Genomic DNA, 25,603 nt, shown 5'->3' with positions numbered 1-25,603 from the left:
TCGCAGCGTGAAACGTCGGCCGATGGTTATATATATTGGGAATATACCCAACCATTAACCCACCGACAGACAGGGTTGGGATGACGTTATTCTACCGTTAATTTTATATTGGGATGGGTTTTATAACAGAATGGTTTATTGAGAATTTATTACACCAAGATGCAATTAATTATTATATATATAGTAAGTTATATTTACTATGAGATCACGTTACTTATGACTTTTATTAATAAGACTTACGCCAAATAAAATAAACCCAACACCCAGGGTTTTCAGCACCGTGGCGGGTTCATTAAAACCCGGCAAAAACACGGCGGCGGCGTAGACCAGCGCATAACTGATGCTGAGTAAGGGATAGGCCAGACTGAGTGGTAAATAAAGCAACGCGTAAAACCAACACAGCATAGAGAGCGCGTAACCGGCGATGCCACCGGCCACTGCCAGCACAGACATCGGGTAGGAAAACAGCAGTGAGGGTGAAATATCGCGTAAACTCAATAATGGCAGGTGTTGCATGCCCCACTTCATGAGCAGTTGCGCCAGCGTGACCAATATTATACTGCAAGTCGCCCATGCATAACCTTTCATGGCCGGATACTCATTAATAGGATCCCCAGCATAATGGAAAATACCCCGCACCAGTGGCGCAGGGTAATACGTTCGCCGAAAAACCAATGGGAGGCCAGCGTAACCAGCACAAAATTAAGGCTAAGCATGGGGTAAGCCAAACTGAGAGGCAACCTTTGCAGGACATTCAACCAAACAACCAGGCCGATAGCCATCACGACCACCGCAGAGACCAACCAACGCAAGGTGGCAAAACGACGCACCGCCAAGGGTTGGACCGCAGCCCAACGGGTCGCGGCCTGCTTCTGGCATAACTGACCGGCGCAGGTCAGTACGCTCACCAGCAAGATCATCAGAAAACCCGTCATGGCTGCCGCAGATAAAGCACCAATACCATCGGATAGGCCGGAGTAATCACATCAGGCGTGGGCAGGGAGGCAGGTAAGGCCGTCCCATGCGCCAGGTGAAGCACTACCGCGACATCCCCTTGTTGCCGATGCTTCGCCAGCCACGACGGAAAATCTTCCTCGCTGACAAAGCGGTCGTGCGCATCGGGATAACCTAAACCGTAATTCAGTTCCCCATGTTCACGGTACATTTTCACATCATTGCGTTTCAATTCCCACGCCAACGCCGTTGCCATGCCGACGCTATTGCTCAAAATAAATTTACTGTGGCGCAATGTACCGGCGTTGGCTTGAATAAACTGTTGTGGCAACTTGCCGTTCACCACCTGTTGCGGGATGATATTCCCAATCAGCAGGCTAAGCAGCACCGGGCACATTGCCGCCCAGGCCCAACGTTTGCCACCCTGGCGCCGGGACATCAGGGCAAACGCTCCCCAACCGGCGAACGCCACTGCACCCATAACCACTTTCGCCCATTCGTCATGACCAAGCACGATAATTTTCGGCAAAAATCCAGCACCCAACACCACAATTGCCACCATGCCGATGATGCCGAATAACACATTAATGACGGCATTGGCGTGAAATACCCGATAGCGGGAATTGGCCACGCAATCTTGGGCATAGGCGGCCATAAGTATCGCCAGCGGTGCCATGCCTGGCAGAATGTAGGTTAATAACTTACCTTTGGCGATACTAAAAAATAGTAACGGCATTATCACCCAGCTCAACAGGAAAAACAGCTCAGGCCGACCCGCGCGTTCGCGCCAGCCTTTTAGCAACGACCCCGGCAACAGGGCCATCCAGGGTAAAGACCCGGCCAGGATCACCGGCAAATAATACCAAAAGGGTGCTTTGTGCTGGGCATCATTATCGGCAAAACGCTGAATATGCTCAATCCAGAAAAAGTAGTGCCAATAGTCCGGTTCCCGTCGAGCAATGGCCAGTGCCCATGGCAAGCTCAACAGCACTGCGCTCACCACCGCCACCGGTCCATAGACCAACAGTTCCTTAAATCGACGCCGCTGGAGGGCAATGGGTAGTGCAGCCACCACCGGTACCGCCAGCGCTAAAAAGCCTTTGGTCATGAACCCCAGGCCGCAGGCCAACCCCAGTAGAACATAAGCCAACAGTTTGTCCGACACGCTGGTCGCTTTCAACGCCATGCAGTAGCTGACCATGGCCGCCGTCAGCCACAGCGCCAACATCGGGTCCAGCACACTGTAGGTCCCGATGCCGAAGACCAGTAGCATCGACATGAAGATCAGTGCGGCCAATGATGCAGTGCGCGCATTACGCCACATCATCATTGCCAGCATATAGACCAGCAACGCGCTTATTCCGGTGCTAAAGACCACACCCGCACGGACCGCGCAGTTGGAATCGCCCAGTAGCCACTGGAAAATATTATTTATCCAGTAACCCGCTACCGGCTTTTCGAAATAGCGCACGCCGAGCAGATGCGGCACGACCCAGTCACCCCGTGCCAGCATCTCACGGCTGGTTTCGGCGTAACGGATCTCGTCGGGTTGCCATAATAATCGACCGTTGAGCGGCAGCAAATACAGTAGTGCGTAGAATAGCCCCAGCCCGGCAGGCCAATATCCCTTCAGCCTGTTGAGTAATGTCATGCCATGTTCTCCCTGACGTCGGCGCTGGCCTGGCAGCCAAGCCACCCTTCTCGACCGGGGAAGGGTGATCGAACCACCCGGCCCAACGGTAATGATGATAGATCGTCCGGCAGCAGTGCGCTTAACGGACAGAACGTGATATTTTCCGCCTGTGCGCGCTGCAACAGTTGTTCAAACATTGCCAACTGTGAGCGCCCTTCGACTTCCGCATGAATGGTGTACACCGGCACACCGTTATCCCGGCGGATCATTTCCAGCAAATAGTCGTTAAACTCCGATATCCTGACTTCCTTACCTATCACTTCGTCGAATGTTGGCAAGGTCACCGGGATCTGTACCGTTCCGATACCATCGTAACCCAGCAGAGGGCGGAACGGATGCGTGCCACGACAATCACTGTTATAACGAAACCGAAAACCTTGCTTGACCTTAAGCACTCGCTCATCGGCCCGCCATCCGGCGGCAGCGGAACAGGTTACTGGCCGCCCGAGACACTGGGCGAGCGCATCCACGCCCAGCGCGATCTGCCGTTCGAGTTCAGCGGTGGGCCAACGCCCGGCCCAAGCCTGCCAGCGCTGGTGATCCCAAGCATGCATCCCGACCTCATGCCCGTGGTCGGCGGTTTGTTTCATCACCTCCCCCAGGGAGGCGATGATATTTCTGCCTGGCCAGGCAGTGCCCGCCAGCAGAATATCCCAGCCATAAAGCGAAGCCGCCTGGGAGCGAAGCATTTTCCATAAAAACTGTGGGCGCAACAGGCGCCACAGATGGCGCCCCATGTTGTCCGGCCCAACACTGAAAAAAAAGCTGGCGCTGATACCGGATTTATCAAAAAGATCGAGCAGACGCGGCACCCCATCACGGGTACCGCTAAACGTGTCCACATCCACACGCAGGCCCACAGTTTTCACATTTCGTTTCCTTGCGTAAGGGTGCTACGCAAGAAGAAGTCCAGAGTATTATCCACCGTCTCCTTCATATCGATGGACGGCTGCCAACTGAGCAAGCGACGGGCGTTTTCAATACTCGGTTTCCGGTGTTCCACGTCCTGATAACCCTTGCCGTAATAACTTTTACTTTCCACTACCCGGAAACCGGCAAACGGCGGAAATCTATCGCGCAAAGGATGACGTTCAAAACTGTCTAGCAGCATTTCTGCCAGCTCACGGATACTGGCCTCATTGGTAGGGTTACCAATATTGATAATCTGCCCATCGCACAGCCCGTCGCGATTTTCTATCACCCGGAACAAGGCTTCGATACCGTCGGCGATATCGGTAAAGCAGCGTTTTTGCTCCCCACCGTCAACCAGCTGTATCGGCGAACCCTCCACCAGATTCAGTATCAATTGGGTAATCGCCCGCGAGCTACCAATGCGCGCCGCATCAAGGTTATCGAGACGCGGGCCCATCCAGTTAAACGGACGGAACAGGGTAAACTTAAGGCCTTCTTTAGCACCGTAGGCCCAAATCACTCGGTCCAGTAACTGCTTGGAGACGGAATAAATCCAACGTTGCTTATTAATTGGGCCCACGATCAGCCGTGAATGATCTTCATCAAATTCCTTATCATCACACATGCCATACACTTCGGACGTGGATGGGAAAATAATGCGTTTGTTATATTTGACACAGTCGCGGACAATTTTCAGGTTTTCTTCAAAATCAAGTTCAAATACACGTAGTGGATTACGGGTATATTCAATCGGCGTCGCGATAGCCACCAGCGGCAAAATAACATCACACTTCTTGATATGGTATTCCACCCATTCGGAATGGATGCTGATATCGCCTTCCACGAAATGGAAACGCGGGTTATCAACAAACCGACTGATGGCATCGGAGCCAATATCCAGACCGTAAATGTCGTAATTGTCTTCTTGCAACAAACGCTCGGTAAGGTGATTACCGATAAAACCATTCACCCCCAGGATCAATACCCGGGTACGGCGCTGCTTCGCCGGACTGGATTTTGCCGTCAGACGAACGCCTGGGGTAATACCCATCTCACGGGCCAAGCGTGCGCCCTGCAAATACAGCCCGCTTTCGCCCTGGCCGGCAATGATTTCCAACGCACCCAGGCCACAAGCGATGGTTAACGGTTCGTCGCAAAGCACCGTGCCGGGTTGCTTATCATGCTCAACCTCTACCGCCCGGGCGCGCCACACCACCAGTTTACGTTGGCCAAGGTAGCTGAAAGCACCGGGATAGGGTTCGGTTACCGCTCGCACCAGATTGGCGATTTCCTGGGCTGGTTTGTGCCAGTAAATTTCGCCATCGGCTGCGGTACGGCGACCAAAATAGCTCGAGTCACTCTCTTGCTGAGGTGTCAGGGTTAGGGTACCGGCTTTTAATTTCGGCAGGACCGTGCCCAACAACTGGCCTGCAGCGTCACTGAGCTTAGCATGCAGCGTTAACGCAGTATCATCTGCTGAAATATCAACAGCCAGTTGACCGGCAATATCGCCTGCGTCAGCCCGTTTAACCATCTTGTGCAAGGTCACGCCGGTATGTTTTTCCCCGTGCACCAGCGCCCAGTTGACCGGCGCGCGGCCACGATATTTTGGCAACAGTGAACCATGGAGGTTAAAACCGCCCATGGGCGCCAACGCCAAAATCTCTTCGCTCAGCAGATTGCGATAATAAAAAGAAAAAATGATATCAGGCTGCAGAGCACGAATATGATCAACCCATAGGGGGTGGTTTACATCTTCAGGGGCAAGGACCGGCAGATTTAACTCGGCACCGAGACGGGCGACAGAGGAGAAAAACGTATTTTCACCTGGAGAGTCGGTATGCGTGAATACCGCCTGAACGTCAAAACCCGCATCGACCAACGCCTGCAAACCGACACAACCAATATCATGATACGCAAATACAATAGCTTTCATTATTCTTCTTCCTGAGCAGCCGGGGGGCGCCGGTCACCGATCACTTGTTGAACAAAATAGCGGGGACGGGCTCGTACATCGTTGTAGATCCGACCGATGTATTCCCCCAATAACCCCATCCCGACAAACTGGGCGCCAATAAAGGTGAACAACACAGCAAACAGGGTAAATACCCCGTCTGCCGCCCACACCGGCCCAAGCAGCAAACGCATGGCCACCAATATGACTGATAGGGTGAAACCGGAGATAGCTATCACGCTACCTACCACGCTCAGCAATCGCAGCGGCGTGGTGGTCAGACAGGTAACCAGGTCGTACATCAAATTAATCAGTTTAAATAAGCTGTATTTAGAATCGCCGAACTCACGTTCTGCGTGGGCCACCTCGATTTCCGTGGCGCGTCGGGCAAACGAATTTGCCAGTATAGGAATAAAAGTGCTGCGTTCATGGCAATGTAACATAGCGTCCACCACCTGCCGACGGTAAGCCCGCAACATGCAGCCGTAATCGCCCATGGCTTTGCCGGTGGCGCGTTGGATCATCATATTAATCATGCGCGAGGCAAACTTGCGAAACCATGAATCCTGACGATGGGCGCGCACCGACCCCACTACGTCGTAGCCTTCTTCCGCTACGCTGACCAGCCGTGGGATCTCTTCGGGCGGATTTTGCAGATCGGCGTCCAGGGTAATAATCAAATCACCGGAGGCCTGGATAAAACCGGCCATAATGGCAGAGTGCTGGCCATAGTTACGATTGAGTAGTACGGCAATCACCTGATTCTCCGGCTGCTCCGCCGCCTGCGTCATCAGCGCCACGGAATCATCAGTGCTACCATCATCCACCAGGATAATTTCATAGTCCTGCGCCAACTGCCGGCAGGCGGCAACAGTCCGTGTTATCAGCACCGGCAGACTTTGCTGTTCGTTAAATACCGGAATGACCACAGAGACTTTTTGAATAGGTTCAACGCGAGACAAGTTCAGGCTCCATTACAGAAAAGAGTGCAGCGACCACGCGATCAACATCGTCAGTGGTCATATCGGGAAACAGCGGTAAAGTGCATAATCTGGCCGAATTCCATTCGGTATCGGGCAAAGACAGCTGTGGATAACGTAACCGATAGTATTGCTGAGTATGGGCGGCACGGAAATGCAGGCCAGTGCCAATACCGCGCGCCTGCAGATAGGCCATAAGCTGGTCGCGATCCATGCCGCACCGGTCCGCGTCAACGCGTACCATAAACAGGTGCCAGGCGTGCCCGTGATCATAGGTAGGCAGCCCCAGCGGCATAAATGGCGAACCGATCAACGCCGCGGCATAGCGCTCAGCCAGTACCCGGCGACGGGCGTTTAATTCCGGCAGGCGAGCCAGTTGCACCACGGCAATGGCCGCGTGGATATCCGATAGATTGTATTTATAGCCTGGCTCCAACACTTCGGCCTGTGGTTTGCGGCCCAACTGCTGGCGATCAAAAGCATCCACACCCAAACCGTGAAATTTGAGTCGTCGTACCCGCTCTGCCAGGGCATCGTCGTCGGTGGCGACCAGCCCACCTTCGGCACACGTCATGTTTTTAATCGCATGAAAGGAAAATATCGCGGTACCCGATGCGCCGATCCACCGGCCTTTATATTGCGTGCCCACCGCATGGGCGGCGTCTTCAACCAACGGCAGGCCGTGACGCAGGGCCACTTCGCGCAGAGGATCCAGATCCAGCGGTGCGCCAGCATAGTGGACCGGCACAATGGCTTTGGTGCGGGGGGTAATTGCCGCTTCAACATCCGCCGCGCTGACCATCAGGGTCTGGCGATCCACATCAATCATTACCGGGCGGGCACCGAGCAATTCGATCATGTTAAGGGTGGAAACCCAGGTCTGGGAAGGCGTAATGACTTCATCACCAGGACCGACACCCAACGCCATTAACACCAGATGCATGCCGGCGGTAGCGGAACATACCGCGATGGCATGCTTGCAACCAAAAGCGGCGCTAAAATCGGTTTCCAACTGCTGGTTTTGCGGCCCAGTCGTTATCCACCCCGAACGCATGACGCGCTCCACTGCAGCGATTTCATCTTCACCGATTGCCGGTTTAGAAAAGGGTAACTGGCGATCCATAATTATTCACACCATGTTTAAAATGCATTTTAGGGCGACTATAGCCCCTAATAATTAAACGAACATTAAATTTCCAAAAGAAAACAGCGCGTAAATATGGATATTTAAAAAATATCCTGCTACAAGCCTACATTTCCCTTAACCTCTTCCTTACAAAATCATTACAATTCATATAAATACAAATCATTTGCAGCCCGGCTATTGGGCTTACGTCATTTGATAACAGGGATTAGGGTATTCACCCGCACCGGGCCAACGCCGCCGGCCGATGGCTGGCGTAACGCGTCGGCGCCACGCGCGGTGTGCCTATGTGGTGAGACTATAAAGAAGCGTGTTTTGGCGAGCCTGGCAAAGGACTGAGACCAAAAAGGGTGCGATGCCCGGCAATCCAATCGATAACCGAACCTGCGGGTCGACCGGTTAAGGTAAGCACGTCGCCGGTAACCTTATCCACGACGCCCAGGCGAATCGATTTTTCCATGGCCAATATTTGCGTGATGGCCTGGGCCGACAAGCCGGCAGTCTGATATATGCTGCGCTGTTCTTCTTGCGTACGATAGCGGTACGTTACGTTATGTCCCACGCTTTGCGATAAATAATCGGCAACATAGCCCAGTGACACCGCTGCCGGGCCGGTCAGATGATACTTTTTTTCGCCATGACGTTCAGGACCGTCACGCAAAATCGCCGCGGTGGCGGTCAACACATCAAGGCGATCCACCAACCCTGCCCGGCCGTTACCCGCCGTACCACCCCATAACCCCAAGGGTACCCATGCCGACGCCACGGCAAAAATGCTCTGCATATAAATAGAGGGGTAAACCAGGGTCGTTACGGTTCGCCGTACAGGCAAGCCGTGGCGAAGGTGTCCGGTGAGGTTTTGGGCGGGCTGCTCTAGCATGCTTTCCATTGCGGCCCAAACCGCGCTGTCGCACACATTGACCAAAAATGGCACGCCGGCCAGTTGCGCCGCATCAACTAAAAACCGATCAAAACCCGCAATATCCTCGTGTATACCGGTCCATATGCAGGCGCAATCAGTATCTTGAAACGCCACCTTCACTGAACCGCCGTCTTGCATATCAAGCCTGATAAATTCGATCACCGTATCACCATGAACATTCTGGCCGCGATAGGAATCGGTTATCAGGACCCGGATCCGGATCCCCGGCCCAGCCAGGATGCGAGACAACGAATCCATTACCGCTCCGATTCCGCCCGCTAAGGTAATTCGGGTCATGAGATTGGTTCCTATATCCAGAGAATCACCGCAAAGGGTGACGGCGACTGGATCATACACTGATAAAACCACGATGGCGGGATTCTGGCGAAGATAATAGCGTATTACTTGATTAGACCGATTGGCTACCCTCGCGCGGGTGGTGGCACGGATACTCAAAGGGGGCGTTCATATAAATAAATGTAATACGTTTTTATCTTGTCCAACAAACCACAATGGGTAAACAAAGAAAAACCCGATAAATAAAATATATTGATAGGTAAAAGTATCATTATTGTGAATGATTTCCGAACTGCATCACAACGCGCCAAGGTGCTCGATGCGCCTTATTCCTAATCTTCAACGAAACTGGGCATTGTGTGTGGATTGGATAGTTAATGATCGCACAATATGATCATAATATAACACATTGAAAATATTGAATTTTATTTAAAACATAAATAATTTTAATCTATTTTTATTGGTGATAATGACTTTTCAATAAAAATTTTATTTTTTTCATACCTGCATTTCAAAAAATAGCATTGATTTATGGGCTATGTTTCAATTAAGGTTTAAATTGATTTATAAGCGTGAACTGGATAACAATATTATTCATTTTTTTTAAACAAACCTAACCCTAGATCGACTAAAGTAGTAAAATAAAAATGTGGTCTACAAATTTTCCGATACTACGCTCAGCTAAGCCAGGGTGGCGTATACACTTAAGCCACGGGCCTCAGTGGTGGGGTTATCTCAAAATTTTCGATACATTCTTATTGCGCAAAGAGTCATGCACAGTGGCATGACTAGCGTATTCGACCTTATATATCTATTGTTAATTTAGCTATCATGAATACAAAAAAGGAGAAAAATTATCTATTTATTAAAAAAAACGCAGTGTCCGTGAAGTGACTTAAATACTTTTACTCATACGTTCTATAGGTAGCGTCACGCTTGTTCATTAAAAAACGCTAATGGTATTCCAGTGTCTTTTGCTTTGTTTGTTTTAAGAAAAATCCTAAATGTAAATGGTTTTTTAATAGACCATCCACGAAAAAAGGATGTTCAACTCAATAACAATTTTACGTAAAAATTTCCCATAGTTAACTTTATTCTAGAGGTGTAGTATGATTTTATTATCTAAAACCTTGAGATATTTTATCGTTACCGCCCAGGAACAGTCTATTAGGTTGGCTGCACTCATCTTATGTATCACGCCATCACCCTTATGTAGAACCATTAAGTTATTCGAGATAAGTCTTGGGCATAAATTATTCACCAGAACCAGTAGTGGTTTGAAATTAACCGATTATGGACGTGAATTATACGATACGTTGCTTCCATTGTATGCAGAGGTGAGTAGTCTTGAAAAAAGGCTCATCAACAAACCTCCTGATTATAAAAGACCGGTAAATAAATTAAAAATAGGCATTGATCATCACGATTATGCTTATTTATCACCTATTTTATCCTCTTCATTTTTCAAAAATAGCGAGGAAAATATCTCATTAGAATATTTTTCACCCAATGAAGTCAATATTACCGATGCCCTGAAAAACGGCATATGCCAGATTTTTTTTAGTTCTAAACACATAGAATGCGGGCCAGAGGTATTTCATATTGCGCTTCCCACCGACACCATGATGTTGGCGGTAAAACGTGATTCATTTACCCAGTTCGCTTCCCAAACTGAGGCTTTATCGGGCAAAGTGCTGGTACAATATGAACAATATGAACAATATCATAATAATGCGGAATCATTGGAGATTGAAAAATATTTATCCAGCAATAAGGTGAATATCAAAAGGATAAATATTCCAGAGCTGTATGTCCAATTGGCCATGATCGAAAAAGGTGATGCGGTTGGACTGATGCCATCATCGGTCAATAGCATTATCAGTGAACGGAACTATCAGATCAAACTCATCCCTTTTTTATGTGGCCATAAATATTTGACTATCGAACGCAATGTTTATTTTATGAACAATAGCCAAAAGTTTATTGAAAATAATATATTACCTATGATCGCAAAAAAAACCGAATCGTTGGCTGGCTAAGATGAGTGATCTCCTGTTTTTTAGCACACTTAATACAGCCGGATTCAAACTCACTCGCAGTCCGACCTCAACCCCGGCATGACCTTTGCCGGGGTTTCCTGCGTTTAAGATGGGGTGGTGTCTGAATGTCAATAACCGGTATCAATAAGCCATCAGCCCACGCCTTTCGCTTAACCCATCGGTGACCAATGCGGTAGCCCCCTTATTTCATCACCATGTTCCATCGACCGACGATGATATAGGGCACACGTCAAATTGCATGAGCATTGGTAATATTCAGCTTCACTGGACCTCGCCCCTAATGAGGTGGCAATAGGTTGCGCTCACCTCTGTTTCAGACAGATTGGTCGCTGCGCCGCCACAACGTGAATTATTTAGGGCGTAGAATAATGGCTCAATGGCCCGATCGTCAATCGCTCAATACTTTTTAACTACCACACATCCAATCTTTGGCATTTCATTACGGTGGCTAATCAATGTTAAAAACAAGGGTTGTTTTTTAAATAACATTGCGATACTCACTGGGGATAACAAAATGAAATCACCTCCCAATTATTGAACCTATTGCACTAGTTTATACATCAACTAATAAATATCCATTATATATGTGTTATTTTCGCCTATGTCGTAACGATAAAAAAAAGTGGAGATAACATCATTAAGTCGAAAAATGAAATTTACTTTTTTTACCAAGTCTTATAATCTGCATTAAATGGCGAATATTTCCCTCACCTTATCGTTGCGTATTAGCGATCTTCGTCTCCTTTATTCAACATTGTCGACCGCACTGAATGTATACAGATAAGATGACGGTCAGGATTAACCTAATGACTGATGATAAAAAAAGTATTACTCATAACGCCGCACCCAGGTCAGTTAACCTCTATTTGCCTATGTCTGCACGGCAAAGCCGGCAACGACCCACCCATCGCTGCCGCTATTATCTTGCGACCTGGATAATACTGGTTATCCAATTGTGCTTGCCATTAAGTCTCGCGTTCACCCCGGTCGGCGCAGCGACCCAAGCGCAAAACATTATCGCCACCGAACCCTATGTGCTGGCACCGGGTGAAAACGTGTCGATGGTAGCCCAGCGACAGCATTTAACCCTGGAACAGCTGAAAAAACTCAATCAATTGCGCAGCTTTTCGCGGCCGTTTGACCAACTTACCACTGGCGATGAAATTGATATTCCGCTGGCGCACCCCCTGTCGACCTACGGTACCACTGTATCCAAGCCTGTATTTTCCAATAGCGACGCCGCCGCGACGGCCAAACCACGGCCCGGCAAGACGCTTACCAATGGAAATACCCGTGCTAGAGCATTGGCGTCAACGGATCAACGCAGTGGCGGTTCAGCCACCGATATGGCCCGTTCCACCGCCAGTGGCAAAGTCAGCGAGGCGGCCGAGAATTGGCTCAGTCAGTTCGGCACCGCACGCCTGCAGTTTAATGTGAATAACGATGGACATCTGGACGGCAGCGCGCTGGATCTGCTGGTCCCGCTCTACGATCGGCCGCATGAAATGCTATTTACCCAACTGGGTGCGCGTAATAAAGACAGCCGTAATACCGTGAACCTGGGTCTGGGCATGCGGACCTGGCAGGGCGACTGGATGCTGGGCGCCAACAGTTTTTATGATGATGACCTCACGGGAAACAACCGGCGCATGGGCATGGGACTGGAAGCCTGGCGCGATTATCTGAAACTCACCGCCAATACCTATTTTCGCCTGAGCGACTGGCACCCGTCACGGGATTTTGCCGACTATAACGAGCGGCCGGCCAACGGCTTCGATCTGCGAACAGAAGCCTATCTACCCGCCTATCCACAGCTCGGCGGCAAGCTAATGTATGAGCAATATCAAGGGGATCAGGTGGCGTTGTTCGGCAAAGACAATCTGCAAAAAGACCCGTATGCCGTCACGGTGGGCCTCAACTATACGCCAATCAACCTGGTGACCCTGGGGGTGGACTATCGCCAGGGTAAAGGCAGCGTCAACGACACCACCTTTAATTTACAGCTGAATTACCGTTTTGGCGACAGTTGGCAATCACAGATCAGTCCATCCGCCGTGGCCGCGAGCCGCACCGTGGCGGGCAACCGTTATGATTTGGTGGATCGCAACAATGATATCGTGCTGGAATACCAGAAACAGCAGGTGATCACCCTCAGCCTACCGGCGCAATTAACCGGCCAGGCGGGCGCCAGCCAAACCCTTAACGCGCAAATCACCTCAAAATACGCTATCGACCGGGTGGATTGGAACAGTGCGGCACTCAGCGTAGCAGGCGGTAGCGTCAGCCAGACCGGGTTGAGCAGCCTGGCGATCGTCTTACCCCCTTACCGTGCCGGCGGGGTCAACAGTTATGCACTGAGCGCCGTGGCTTATGATGTCAAAAACAATGCATCCAACCGTGCCAACACCCGAATAGACGTGCTGCCGGCCTCTGCGCTACTGACACTAAAAATCCTGGTTAACGATGTGGCGGCCGATGGCGAAGCCAAAAACCAAGTGCAGGCCCTGGTCACCGATGGCAGCGGCGATCCCTTGGCCGGCCAGGTCGTGACCTTTAGCGCCGACAACGGCGCGACAGTGACCACAGTGACCGGCACCACCGGCACGGACGGTCTGGCGAGCGCCACCCTGACCAATACCACACCGGGCGTCACCCACGTTACCGCCACCCTGGCCAACGGACATGCGCAAACGCTGGCGACCACCTTTGGCGCTGCCAGCGTGGCGCGTATCGCCACCATGTCTGCCACCACCGACGATCAGCCCGCCGATGGCAGGTCACAAAATCAGGTGACGGTGGTGGTGCATGATAGCGGCGGCCTGCCGTTGAGCGGCCAGGAAGTGACCTTTAGCGTCACCAGCGGCAGCGCCACACTGGTGGCAAGCAAAATAACCACCAACGGCAGCGGCGAAGCGGTGGCCGAACTCACCAGCTTGAGCGCCGGCACCAGTCAGGTCAAGGCCGCGCTGGCTGATGGCCAGACCCAGTCGGTGGCGGTTAACTTTGTTGTGAGCATCGTCATTACGTCCATAACAGTAACGGCAGACAATGCCACCGCCAATGGCCGTGAAACCAACGTCGCGCAGGTCAAGGTCACCGACGCCAGTGGTACCGCGTTGCAAAACCAGCCAATCACCCTAACCGGCGCAGGCAGTGGCGGCACGTTAAACGTCACAATACCCACGGTGTTGACCGATGCGGGAGGTACTGCCACCTTTGCCTACACCTATGACCGCATTGGAACGGTGATGATCACCGCCAGCGCCGAGGGTGGAAGCGTCAGTAAAACCGAGCCGGGCGGAAGCTTTACCGTGCCAACATTGGCCATCGTGTTGGCAAATAACACCGCGCTGGCCGATGGGGCAGATCCCATCAAGGCCACCCTGACGGTCACCACAAACCGCGGCGCCCCCTTGGTTGATGAACCCATAAACACTGATGTTCGGGATTTCTCGGCCGGTTCTACTCCATTTCCAGATGCAATCGTCACGGCAGCATCGACTACCGACACTAACGGCAAACTCGACATATCTGCTATCAGTGAGACAGAAGGGAGTGGGCTTGTTTTTAGGTTTGTTTTCGCCAATATCAATGGCGGTTACGCGACTACACCCCAAGCAGGTTCATCGAGCTTTGAATTTAATTAGCTAAGCGTTAACCGGCGGGATGGCGAGGTCGCTATCCCGCGCTTGTTTAAACCGCAAAACCCGGCACCCGACCCTGGGCCGTCGATCGGCGCATCGCTATTTTTAGCGACCCGCTGCTAAAAATCAACATTGCTCACCCGCCGCATTCCGCCGTATAACGTGGGTATTGACCAGCCAAAACCCACAACCGGTTTGATAAGGAGCGAGGATGACGTATCAAATCGTTTTGCATTTTTTTCCACTGTTTACCGGGCCTGGAGAGGAGAGTGAATTTACTTTAACCGCCAGGGTTTACGATAGCGCAACGCAGGATCCGGTGCCCGATGTGGCGGTGAGATTTACCTCGCCCCTCGCCGGCATTACGTTCGACCCGCCCACGGTCCGCACCGATCCTTCAGGCCAGGCGCAAACCCTTGTCGGTTATCTCACCTTAGGGTCGGTACCGGTGCTGATCCCGGTTACCGCCACCACCGATGGGGGCAGCGCCAGCGGGGTGTTTAATATTTATAACCGGGCGTTGAATCTGATCTCATTAACCAATGTGACCATTAACCCAGCTACCGGGGCCGCGCCCATTGATGGGCAGGCGATAGCCAAGGGCATCCAGGCGCGCATCATATTGCCGGCGGATACCCCCTCAGACAGCCTGATAACGCTGTATTGGGGAGATCTGGCGTTGGAAAAAGCGGTTACCGGCAGCCTGGTCTGGGTCATCGATATCAAAACCGCCTTCGGCAACCCCACGTTGGTGCTGGCCAACGGCCGCTACTTTGTGTGGTATAGCATCCAGGATGCTGCGGGTAATGGCGTGGGTGCCTTCCCGCTGACCGTCACCGTTACCGGCAGCCCTTATTCCGACCCGGTGTTATTGGCACCAACCCTGCCACCAGAGCTATACAACCGAATTAACCTGGCGGCAGCGCAGGCTGGGGTAGTGGTGACCGTTGCCGGTGGGCAGACGTTATTAAGCGGCAATCCGCAGCGCTCACTGTTTCTGACCAAACGCCGTTTTAGCGGTACCTACCTGAGTAACGAACTGATTTTGCGCGGCCGACCAGCCAATGCCAGTCTGCCTTGGGAAGTGCCGGTGCCGGAAGGGATGTTTCTGGATTATAACGGCATCTACGGCGATTTTTATTACACCGCTACGGTGAGCAATGTTGAATACGCCTCATTTATTACCCGAACCATCATTGATACCGTGCCGCCTTAAATCAACGGCCCCGATAAACTTGCAGCGCGCGCTTATTTAATGACGTTATTCGGGTGATCAGGCCAGTCATTACCCTCTGTAGCGGAATAGTTCAAAAGGATAACAACGCTGATACGTTTATACATTGATACATCGATACATCGATACATCGATACATCGATACATCGATACATCGATACATCGATACATCGATACATCGATAATTCGATAATTCGATAATTCGATAATTCGATAATTCGATAATTCGATAATTCGATAATTCGATAATTCGATAATTCGACATATAGCAATATTGCTATATTGCTATATTGCTATATTGCCATACGAAATAACCGTTTTTAATGATATCAGGGGAGTCATTATGACCGTTCGTAATACGTTAAGCACCGATTCACCGAATGATGCCGTTACCCCGAATCTGATTGCCAATCACAGTCACCTGCTGCCGTGTTATATTACCAACCTGGCTCCCGGGCATATTATAAACGATCACTCCATTGCTGCCGGTGTCCAGGTGGTGGTGCCGCAGCCGCTTACCGGCGCGATAGGCGACATCTTCACGCTCTACTGGGGCCAATATTCGGTGCAACGGGCCTATGACGGCGCCAACTTTCCCTGGATTATCGACCTGGCGGCGGTATTCGACCCCGCGCAGCTGTTCAAAAATGGTCGATATGTCATTTATTATGCTGAAATGGACGGCGCCGGCAATGTAGCCAAATCCGCGCCGCAAACGGTCACGGTAGTCAGGCATCATCCGCATCACACGGCCCCACCGGCTGCAATACCGACGGATGAATTGAAGCAGTCTACGGATTAACAGGGCTGAGGTTGTGCTTTGCCATCGCCGACGTAACCCGCATTTCCACCCGGCGGCGACGCAATATTTAATAAATTATGAGCAAAAGAAATTCTGCTGCCGGTGCAATAAATTCAGGTTGTAGAAGATGTTATTTGTTGGATTAGACAAATGTGTTTTTTTAATACCCTTGCTGGCAAAAAATGACATTGATTAAGTCTATTGAAGCGATAAATATATAGCTTAAGTAATTCACGTTTCCGCCAATTCTGCACATCGACAACCTGAATTATCGCGTTTTATTTTTAATGTCATTTCAACGCCAGTCGCCACCCGTTACTGTAAGGAGTTATTATGTCGAAACCATTATTACCAGCGTCCGCCGCTATTTTAGCCGCCGCCGAACTTGACCTCGTCACTGTCACTAATTTAAAAGCTGGCAATATTTTAACCCAGCAAAGCATTGATGCTGGCGTCCAGGCCCGTATTATTTACCCACCGGATATCGCCGAAGGCGACGAGATAAATTTCTTTTGGGGTATCAATCAATTACAAAAATACTATGAATCCGGGCCGATAGCCTGGGTGATCAATATTAAAACCGCCTTCTTGCCGAGTGCAGCATTAAGCGATGGTAATTATGCTGTATATTATAACATCAACGATGTTTTCGGCAATTCTCGCACCTCACCTCAACTTGACGTGACGGTTCAAGGTAGCAGCGCCACCCAGCCAACCCTGCTCAGCCCCGATGTGTTGTACGCAGGCACCCCGGTCAATATTATCAATATCGCCAGATCAGACGACATTTCCATACGTATTCCCGTTCAGGCAGGCGCCATTGCGGATGAGGATGTGGTTAAAGTCTATTTGAGGGTGACCAATCGCACCACCGGCGCACTGATTTCGTTGAGTCAGGTGGCGGATGCCACCATTGAGGATGCGACAGCGCCTACGGTTATCGCTATACCCGGGTACCAATTCAATAACCTGGATAGCGTACTGGGCAATTTTTATTATGAAATTGTTAAAGACGTTACTGGCGCCCAAGCTTACTCACGCACCACCGCCGTGTGGATCGATACCGTGGCACCCGGCGCATAAGGGCAAAACCGGCGTGGATACGCAAGATCACCGGGCGGCTTCAAGGGGCCGCCCTCGGCTCATTTAAATCCCACCCAGATACGCCTTGCGCACGTCCTGATTAAGCAACAGCTCGGCACCGGTGCCGCTCAGGCGAATCTGTCCGTTGACCATCACGTAGGCCCGATCGGACAGCTTCAGCGCATGGTGGGCGTTTTGTTCTACCAGAAAAATGGTCATGCCCTCACGTGCCAAATCACGCAGGATCTGAAAAATCTGCTTAACGATCAGTGGTGCCAGCCCCAGGCTCGGTTCATCCAGCAATAACAGCGTTGGCCGACTCATTAACGCGCGCGCGATTGCGAGCATTTGCTGTTCACCGCCGGACAGGGTCATGGCCCGCTGTTGGCGCCGCTCCAACAAACGCGGGAACAATGCGTACATATGTTGCAGATCCTCTGCCTGATGTTGATTACCGATGGCAATGGTGCCCATCAGCAGGTTTTCCTCCACCGTCATATCATGAAACACCCGTCGTCCTTCCGGCGACTGGGCTATGCCGTTGGCGGCGATAAAATGGGTGGATTTGTGGCTGATGTCGCTGCCGCGAAACAGGATCTGCCCGGCGGTTATACGTGGCTGGCCGAAAATCGACATCAGCAGCGTGGATTTTCCGGCACCGTTGGCACCAATCAGCGCCACCGTTTCGCCTTGATTAACCTGCAACGAGACCTGTTGCAGGGCCTGGATCGGGCCGTAAAATACGTCCACCGCCTTAAATTCCAGCAACGCATTATTCATGGCGTGGGGGCCTTATTATCGATGCAGTGCAAGGCAGGCGATGTCTCGCCGGTGATTGCAGCCGCAGATTGTTCGTCGCGGCAGGGCCTGATTCTCGATACCGGGCAAGGTAGCCGAAGTCGCGCCCGCAATGTCAGCCGCACAGTGTTCATAGCACCGGTTCCTCCTCATCGGTTCCCAGATAGGCGGCAATCACTTTCTGGTCGTTCTGAATCGCCGCCGGGGTGCCTGTGGCAATCACATCCCCATGGTCGAGCACGATAATATGATCGGAAATATCCATCACCATGCCCATATCGTGTTCAATCAGCAGTACGGTGATCCCGTGCCGGTCACGCAGTAGGCGGATAATTTGACTTAAATTGCGGGTTTCCACCGGGTTCAGGCCCGCTGCCGGTTCGTCCAGACAGATGACCTCGGGGTGGGTGCACATGGCGCGAGCAATCTCCAACCGCCGCTGTTGTCCATAGGACATTTCTCCGGCCAGCCGGTTGGCGCAGTCCACCAAATCCACCACCTCCAGCCAGTAAAACGCCCGGTCCAGCGCACGGTTTTCGGCGCGCCGATAGGCTGGGGTATTAAGCACCCCAGCGATCAGGTTGCGGTTGGTTTGCCTATGTTGGGCCACCAACAAGTTCTCCACCACCGACATTTCGCGGAACAGCCGGATATTCTGAAATGTGCGCGCCAGCCCGACGCGGTTAACCAAATGGGTGCCCCCGAACATTTTATAAAATACCTGCCGACCCAGCCGCGTCGGGTGGATAAAATCGCCGAGGCGAAATTTTTGCCCAAGAATTTGTATAATATCCGTGGGGCGCTGGCGGGTATTGAGCAAAATAGTGCCACCACTGGCCTGGTAAAAACCGGTCAAACAGTTAAATACCGTGGTTTTCCCGGCACCGTTGGGGCCAATAAGCGAGGTGATCGAACCGCGTTTCACCGTCAGGTTGACGTCATTCAATGCTTTGATACCGCCGAAATGCATCATTAAATGCTCGACACTGAGAATGGTATCACTCATGGCGCCACCCCCTTGCGTATCTCCACACCGGTACGACTGACACGGATCAGGCCGCGCGGACGCCAAATCATCATCACCACCATCAACACCCCAAATAGCAGTACGCGATATTCGGCAAAACTGCGCAACAGCTCCGGTGCCACGGTAAGGACGAAGGCGGCAATCACCACGCCGATGGTGGACCCCATGCCGCCAAGCACCACGATGGCCAGAATAAGCGCCGACTCAAAAAAGGTAAACGAGGTTGGATTGACAAATCCCTGGTAACTGGCAAAAAACACCCCGGCGATACCGGCGGTAGACGCCCCCAGGGTAAAGGCAGAAAGCTTGACCAACACATGGTTCAGCCCCATGGCCCGGCAGGCAATTTCATCCTCGCGCAGCGCTTCCCAAGCACGGCCGATAGGCATGCGGGTCAGGCGATGCTTAATAAACAGCACCAGCATCACCACCAGGATCAACACACTATAGATAAAAATAAACTTCAGGCTGGGATTATAGGTAATGTGCAAATATTCGTGGATCGGCACCCCGCCCTCCGTGGCCCGACGGCCAAACTCCAGGCCGAAAAAGGTCGGTGACGGTACCGATACGCCGTTGGGGCCACCGGTAAACGCCAGCCAATTATTGAGGATCAGGCGGATTATTTCGCCAAAACCCAGAGTGACGATGGCCAGGTAGTCTCCATGCATACGCAACACCGGAAAACCCAGCAGGGCACCGGCCAGGCCCGCCATTAGCGCTGCCAGCGGCAACATGGACCAAAAGCCCAACCCCAGGTATTCATAACCCAGCGCCAGACCATAGGCTCCGATGGCGTAAAACGCCACATACCCCAGATCGAGCAGGCCGGCCAGACCCACCACGATATTCAGGCCCAGTCCCAGCAGTACGTAGATCAGGCCGAGAATGGCCACGGTCAGCAGATATTTGGTGGCGACAAATGGAAACAGCAACGCCAGCAGCAAAATCAACGGGATAATCCAGCGCAGGCGACTACGTTGGTGCGCCGGGCGAACATAGACACCGCCCGAATCGCCGTTAAACCGTACCACCCAGCGGCGTCCGGGTGCTGTTTGTAAAAACAGGCTGAGTAAAAACCGCCCTGCCGCCACCACCAGAATAATGCCCACCAGACGTGGGGCATGGAAATTAAAGCTATAGCCGTCAAGCACCACCCCGACCATCGGCCCAAACACGATCAGCGCGATAAATCCCGCCAACACCGCGTCAAGTATGCATTGACGAATATCCGGTGAGCGACCTACCGTGGGTTGCACCATATTCCCTCCCTTTATACCTTAGCCACCATCGGGCGACCCAGCAGACCCTGCGGGCGAAAAATCAAAATCACCACCAATAATGAAAATGAAAATACGTCTTTATAATCGGAATTCACCATGCTGGAAAACTGCGCTTCGGCAACGCCCAAAATCAACCCGCCCAGCATCGCCCCCGGCAGCGAACCAATGCCGCCCAACACCGCCGCGGTAAACGCTTTAATACCGATAATAAAACCGGCGTAAAAATCAAAGGTACCGTAGTTCATGGTAATCAATACGCCGGCCAGACCCGCCATGGCCGCACCGATCACAAACACCCAGGAGATCACCCGATCGGTGTTGATACCGAGAATCGAGGCCATTTTGCGGTCCTGCTGAGTGGCACGGCACATGCGGCCAAGCCGGGTATGGCCGATCACATAGGTCAGCACCAGCATCCCCACCAGCGAGGCGATCAAAATAAACACCTTGGTATAGGTCAGTTGGACAAAACTTTCGCCAATATGGAACTTAAGTACCCCATCGAGCATGGTGGGAATGCCCTGCTGACGCGGGCCTTGGCTTATCTGCGCGTAGTTTTGCAGGATCAAAGACATACCGATGGCGGAGATCAGCGGCGCCAGGCGGGTAGAATTACGCAGCGGCCGGTAGGCAATGCGCTCAATGACCCAGCCGTAGACGCCGGTGACCACGATGGTAAAGACCAAGGTGCCCAAAATCAGTAAAGGAAACGAATGCAGACCGAAAAAGGACAGCAGCGCCAGCGCAATGGCGCACAGGTAGGCGGAAATCATATACACCTCGCCGTGGGCGAAGTTGATCATACCGATAATGCCATAGACCATGGTGTAACCAATGGCGACTAAGCCGTAGACCGCGCCCAGCGTCAAGCCGTTAAACATTTGCTGCAGAAAGGAAGAATCCATAGTTAAACCGTCTCATCTGGTGTGATAGGCCGCCCGGCGGTGGCACGGCATAACCCTTGCCGGTACGCAGCGCGGCGGGAAGGTGCAGCCTGAGGAAACCGGGTGCCGATACCAACACCTCGGGGGCCAGCACCTCGGGAGTGCCTCCCCGGGCTGGGGTCCGGAGCAGCGGCCGGTGCGCTGTCGCGCTCACATAACCGCCAGTGGCGTTCGCATGCCATTGTGGGGCTGCACCTAGGGCAGTTCGTGATATTTGCCCTGATCGTCCCATTGATAGACCACATAATCGGACACTTTCAGATCGCCCTTGTTATCCCAGGATTTTTTCCCCATCACCGTATCCACGCTATTGGCTTTCAGCCAGGCACTGGCCTTGGCGGAATCGCTGCCGCCCACAGCGTTAAACGCCGCCGCAATCGCCTGCACCGACGCATAGGAGTAAAGGGTATAACCTTCCGGCTCAAAATTGCCGGCGCGGAATTTTTCGATCACCGCTTTGCCTTGCGGGATCAAACGCGGATCCTTACCAAAGGTCATTAGCACGCCATTGGTATACTGCGGACCGCCGGCGGCGGTAACCATTTCGCTATTTACAATGCAGTCGCCGGAGAAAAATTTAGCCGTGACCCCCTGCTCGCGCAACTGACGCACCAATGGACCAGCCTCCGGGTGGCAACCGCCAAAATAAACCACGTCGGGGTTAAGGGCGCGAATTTTGGTTACCAGGGCGTTAAAATCTTTTTCACCTCGCGACAGGCCTTCATACATCACCTCTTTTACACCACGTTTATTCAGTTCCGCCTTAGTGGCATCCGCCAGGCCCTGACCATAAGTGTCCTTATCATGGATAATGGCCACCTTCTTGGCTTTGAGCTTATCGATAATATAATTGCTGGCAACCAGCCCCTGCTGATCGTCGCGCCCGCACATGCGGAACATGGCGGTCTGGCCGCGTTCGGTAACCTGCGGGTTGGTGGAGCCTGGCGTGATGGCGATAATACCGGCGTCGTCATACACCACCGAAGCCGGCATGGTAGACGATGAGCAAAAATGGCCGATGACCGCTTTAACATGGGATTGGTCCACCAAACGGTTGGCCACCGCCACCGCCTGCTTCGGTTCGCAGGCGTCGTCGCCCTGTACCAGCGTGATTTTTTCGCCTTTGATGCCGCCGGCTGCGTTAATATCTTCCGCCGCCTGAGTGGCACCGCGCCAGTATTGATCGCCATAAGTGGCATTTGGACCGGAAAAAGGGCCGGCGACGCCGATGACAATATCCGCGTGGACGGCAAACGCCGTACCCAGGCAGCCAAGCACTAAAGCAGAGAGCGGTGTTGTGAGCAATTTCATTGACATCGTCTGGATCCTTATACAGTTTTAGCGAAACGTCCAGGCCGTGAACCATGACTCCAAAAGCGTAAAACGTACAGCCCGTAGCGCGGCGGGATAACCCGCCCGAGAGTAAAACCAAGCAAGATATCGGCCATATCCGCAAACAAACAACAATGTTGCAGTTAGTAACCTTTTAGAGATTGACTTTCTTAAACAGCACCGGCATTAACGCACTACTTCGGTGCAGCAATGGGGTAACTTCACCATTCCCGGACATAATTGCACCAACGAGAGACGTCATTGTGCACTTTTCGCCGACCTCTCCCGAGTGAACACTGCGCGCGGGAAGAGACGGTGACATACAGTAAATACGATTTTTGTAACATGTGAAGTATATTTCACCAACAATATCGATACATATCACAGTTAACGCAGTGATTATGACTATTTCACCGGCTGCGAAGGATTGAAACCCTCGGCGAGCGCGCGGTTTATGCCGTCGCCGATAGTGCCATTGCGACATAGATTTCACGCAGCGCCCGGGTGATCGGCCCTGGCGAGCCATCGCCCACCAACTTGCCGTCAATGGCGACCACCGGCCAGATAAAGGTGGTGGCGGAACTGATAAACGCCTCGCGGGCCGCATAGGCCTCCTCGACACTGAACGCCCGCTCTTCGAAGGGAATAGCATGACGTTCAGCTAACTCAAGTAGCGAACGGCGGGTGATACCGTGCAAAATGTCCTGGCTGAGCGGGCGCGTCACCAGTGTGCCTTGCGCCGTGACAATCCAAGCGTTGCAGGCGCTGCCTTCGGTGATCAGTCCATCCTCCACCAAAAAGGCGTCGTCGGCGCCATGAGCATGGGCGTACTGCTTCGCCAGGCAAGGCGCCAGCAATCCCACCACTTTGATATCCCGCCGCCGCCAGCGGATATCAGGCAGGGTAACCACCCGAATGCCGCTCAATGCCTTGGCATGGGCGATAACCGCGCGGGCCTGGGTAAACAGAACCAGCGTTGGCGCCACCCCAGCCGGAGGAAAATCAAATTCGCGATCGCCTGTGGAACCACGGCTTAATTGCAAATACACCGCCCCTTCCCGCAGATGGTTACGGGCGATCAGCCCCTCTTGGATCGTTTCGAGCTGCGCTAAGCTAACCGGAAGAGTGAGCGTGAGTTCGGCGCATGAGCGCGCCAGCCTGGCGAGATGCCCGGCATTTTCCAATAGTTTGCCGTTGAGCACCGCAGTGACTTCGTAGACCGCATCGGAGAATAAAAAACCGCGGTCAAAAATGGAGACTTTCGCCTGATCCTCTGGCACAAAGTCGCCGTTAATATAAACAATTCTGGTCATATTCATACCCTGCCGTAAACGTTAACGTTCGATGATACTGCGGCTCACACCCACCTAAAGTCCGTCGATAATACGATCGACGCCCTGACGGAACGGGTCGACCACCGGCAGGCCGAACCGGTGCTCCAACTCTGCCATATAGTCCAGCGCCGCGGCGTCGGCCAGTTGGGCACTATTAATGGAAATACCGACAAAACGCGCCAGGGGGTTGGTCAGCCGCGCCATCTGCAAATTAAGCGCCATACACGCGTCCAGATCGGGTAGCGGGTAATCCACCCCACGCATCGCGGTGCGGGTTGGCTCATGGCACAATACCAGCGCATCCGGCTGGGCTCCGTGGATAAGGCCCGTGGTGACCCCAGAAAAAGACGGATGAAACAGCGATCCTTGCCCCTCAATCACATCCCAGTGATCCGGGGCATTTTCCGGTGCCAACAGCTCCACTGCCCCAGCAATAAAATCCGCCACCACCGCGTCAATACTGATACCCGCCCCGCTCACGAGAATACCGGTCTGCCCGGTAGCGCGAAACGTGGCCGGGAGCCCCCGGGCCAGCATGGCTTTTTCGATCGCCAACGCAGTATACATTTTGCCGCAGGAACAATCGGTGCCCACCGGCAACAGCCGTTTACCGGCGCGCTTGCGACCATTGGCCACCGGCAGAGCCACACGGGTATGACGCACGTCAAATAGTGATCGACCAAGCCGGTCAGCGGTTTGCTTCAATTCCGGCACATCCGCCAAGCGATTATGCAGCCCGGCGGCCAAATCCATGCCACTTTCCAGCGCCTGACATAACAGCGCCACCCAGTTATCGGCAATCACCCCGCCACGGTTGGCAACACCCACCACCAACGTCTTGGCACCGTGAGCCCGGGCAGCGGCAATATCCAGGTCTGGTAGGCCACAGTCCACCTGACAGCCGGCCATGCGCAGTTGACCCACGCAATACTCGGGATGCCAATGACGAATGCCGAGAGCAACTTTTGCTGCCAGCCGATCGTGCGCATCCGCCAGGAACAGCAGGTAGGGTTTCTGAATTTCCATTATCAACGCCTCTTTAATAGTCTTAAGAAAGGATGCGCACCACCCAACGTGATAAGGAGATAGGCGCGATATGGAGATCAAAGCACAGGTTGTGCCAACTCATTTAAAAACATTTTTATTCATTAAAAACAAATAGTTAAATTATATTTTTTCAATATAGATCATAGATATCACCCAGGA

General features: G+C 52.4%; 20 protein-coding genes. 5 read left to right on the top strand and 15 right to left on the bottom strand.

Going from position 1 to position 25,603, the window contains the following annotated elements:
- Positions 1-210: 210 nt before the first annotated feature.
- The 8 genes from arnF to SJI19_RS08150 form a co-directional block, all read right to left on the bottom strand.
- On the bottom strand, positions 211-588 hold the full coding sequence (gene arnF / locus SJI19_RS08185) for a 4-amino-4-deoxy-L-arabinose-phosphoundecaprenol flippase subunit ArnF (RefSeq protein ID WP_323477759.1): 378 nt from the start codon (positions 586-588) through the stop codon (positions 211-213).
- Positions 585-935, bottom strand: a complete 351-nt coding sequence (arnE, locus tag SJI19_RS08180) for a 4-amino-4-deoxy-L-arabinose-phosphoundecaprenol flippase subunit ArnE (RefSeq protein ID WP_323477758.1) — start codon at positions 933-935, stop codon at positions 585-587. The genes arnF and arnE overlap by 4 nt, the downstream gene beginning before the upstream one ends.
- Positions 932-2,605, bottom strand: coding sequence for a lipid IV(A) 4-amino-4-deoxy-L-arabinosyltransferase (gene arnT, locus SJI19_RS08175; protein ID WP_323477757.1), 1,674 nt, complete (start codon positions 2,603-2,605; stop codon positions 932-934). Before arnT ends, arnE begins: the two co-directional genes overlap by 4 nt.
- Positions 2,602-3,516, bottom strand: a complete 915-nt coding sequence (arnD, locus tag SJI19_RS08170) for a 4-deoxy-4-formamido-L-arabinose-phosphoundecaprenol deformylase (protein ID WP_323477756.1) — start codon at positions 3,514-3,516, stop codon at positions 2,602-2,604. The genes arnT and arnD overlap by 4 nt, the downstream gene beginning before the upstream one ends.
- Positions 3,513-5,495 carry a bifunctional UDP-4-amino-4-deoxy-L-arabinose formyltransferase/UDP-glucuronic acid oxidase ArnA gene (arnA, locus tag SJI19_RS08165; protein WP_323477755.1) on the bottom strand — a complete coding sequence of 661 codons (1,983 nt, stop codon included), beginning with the start codon at positions 5,493-5,495 and terminating at the stop codon, positions 3,513-3,515. Before arnA ends, arnD begins: the two co-directional genes overlap by 4 nt.
- Positions 5,495-6,475 (bottom strand): undecaprenyl-phosphate 4-deoxy-4-formamido-L-arabinose transferase, encoded by a 981-nt coding sequence (arnC, locus tag SJI19_RS08160; protein ID WP_323477754.1) that lies wholly within the window; start codon positions 6,473-6,475, stop codon positions 5,495-5,497. The genes arnA and arnC overlap by 1 nt, the downstream gene beginning before the upstream one ends.
- Complete coding sequence (gene arnB, locus SJI19_RS08155) at positions 6,462-7,616, bottom strand: UDP-4-amino-4-deoxy-L-arabinose aminotransferase (RefSeq protein WP_323477753.1); 1,155 nt, start codon at positions 7,614-7,616, stop codon at positions 6,462-6,464. Before arnB ends, arnC begins: the two co-directional genes overlap by 14 nt.
- Before the next feature lie 319 nt (positions 7,617-7,935).
- Positions 7,936-8,817, bottom strand: coding sequence for a hypothetical protein (locus SJI19_RS08150; RefSeq protein ID WP_323477752.1), 882 nt, complete (start codon positions 8,815-8,817; stop codon positions 7,936-7,938).
- Between the two features lie 1,148 nt (positions 8,818-9,965).
- On the opposite strand from SJI19_RS08150, the gene SJI19_RS08145 reads away from it, so the two are divergent.
- The 5 genes from SJI19_RS08145 (at position 9,966) to SJI19_RS08125 (ending at position 17,679) form a co-directional block, all read left to right on the top strand.
- Positions 9,966-10,895, top strand: a complete 930-nt coding sequence (locus SJI19_RS08145) for a LysR family transcriptional regulator (protein WP_323477751.1) — start codon at positions 9,966-9,968, stop codon at positions 10,893-10,895.
- An 827-nt stretch (positions 10,896-11,722) separates the two neighbouring features.
- Positions 11,723-14,563 carry an inverse autotransporter beta domain-containing protein gene (locus SJI19_RS08140; RefSeq protein ID WP_323477750.1) on the top strand — a complete coding sequence of 947 codons (2,841 nt, stop codon included), beginning with the start codon at positions 11,723-11,725 and terminating at the stop codon, positions 14,561-14,563.
- 208 nt (positions 14,564-14,771) lie between these two features.
- A complete protein-coding gene (locus SJI19_RS08135) occupies positions 14,772-15,776 on the top strand; it encodes a hypothetical protein (protein ID WP_323477749.1) in 1,005 nt (334 codons plus the stop codon).
- 361 nt (positions 15,777-16,137) lie between these two features.
- A complete protein-coding gene (locus tag SJI19_RS08130) occupies positions 16,138-16,596 on the top strand; it encodes a hypothetical protein (RefSeq protein WP_323477748.1) in 459 nt (152 codons plus the stop codon).
- Positions 16,597-16,929: 333 nt separating this feature from the next.
- Entirely contained in the window at positions 16,930-17,679 is a 750-nt protein-coding gene (locus SJI19_RS08125) for a hypothetical protein (protein ID WP_323477747.1), read from the top strand.
- A gap of 63 nt (positions 17,680-17,742) precedes the next feature.
- Here the strand turns inward: SJI19_RS08125 and SJI19_RS08120 are convergent, their stop codons facing one another.
- From SJI19_RS08120 to dgcN, 7 genes are all read right to left on the bottom strand, one after another.
- On the bottom strand, positions 17,743-18,459 hold the full coding sequence (locus SJI19_RS08120; RefSeq protein WP_323477746.1) for an ABC transporter ATP-binding protein: 717 nt from the start codon (positions 18,457-18,459) through the stop codon (positions 17,743-17,745).
- Between the two features lie 148 nt (positions 18,460-18,607).
- Positions 18,608-19,483, bottom strand: coding sequence for an ABC transporter ATP-binding protein (locus tag SJI19_RS08115; RefSeq protein ID WP_323477745.1), 876 nt, complete (start codon positions 19,481-19,483; stop codon positions 18,608-18,610).
- Complete coding sequence (gene livM / locus SJI19_RS08110; RefSeq protein WP_323477744.1) at positions 19,480-20,766, bottom strand: high-affinity branched-chain amino acid ABC transporter permease LivM; 1,287 nt, start codon at positions 20,764-20,766, stop codon at positions 19,480-19,482. Before livM ends, SJI19_RS08115 begins: the two co-directional genes overlap by 4 nt.
- Positions 20,767-20,777: 11 nt before the next feature.
- Positions 20,778-21,692: an ABC transporter permease subunit gene (locus SJI19_RS08105; RefSeq protein ID WP_323477743.1), complete on the bottom strand. Its 915-nt coding sequence runs from the start codon at positions 21,690-21,692 to the stop codon at positions 20,778-20,780.
- A gap of 234 nt (positions 21,693-21,926) precedes the next feature.
- Positions 21,927-23,048, bottom strand: a complete 1,122-nt coding sequence (locus SJI19_RS08100; protein ID WP_323477742.1) for a branched-chain amino acid ABC transporter substrate-binding protein — start codon at positions 23,046-23,048, stop codon at positions 21,927-21,929.
- Between the two features lie 467 nt (positions 23,049-23,515).
- Positions 23,516-24,376 (bottom strand): D-amino-acid transaminase, encoded by an 861-nt coding sequence (locus SJI19_RS08095; protein WP_323477741.1) that lies wholly within the window; start codon positions 24,374-24,376, stop codon positions 23,516-23,518.
- 54 nt (positions 24,377-24,430) lie between these two features.
- A complete protein-coding gene (dgcN, locus tag SJI19_RS08090) occupies positions 24,431-25,423 on the bottom strand; it encodes an N-acetyltransferase DgcN (protein WP_323477740.1) in 993 nt (330 codons plus the stop codon).
- Positions 25,424-25,603: the final 180 nt, after the last annotated feature.

It is taken from the genome of Acerihabitans sp. TG2, assembly GCF_035013185.1.
GTDB lineage: Bacteria > Pseudomonadota > Gammaproteobacteria > Enterobacterales > Enterobacteriaceae > Acerihabitans.
The sequence above is the reverse complement of the archived record's forward strand: the minus strand, read 5'-3'. Positions and strand labels throughout refer to the sequence as shown.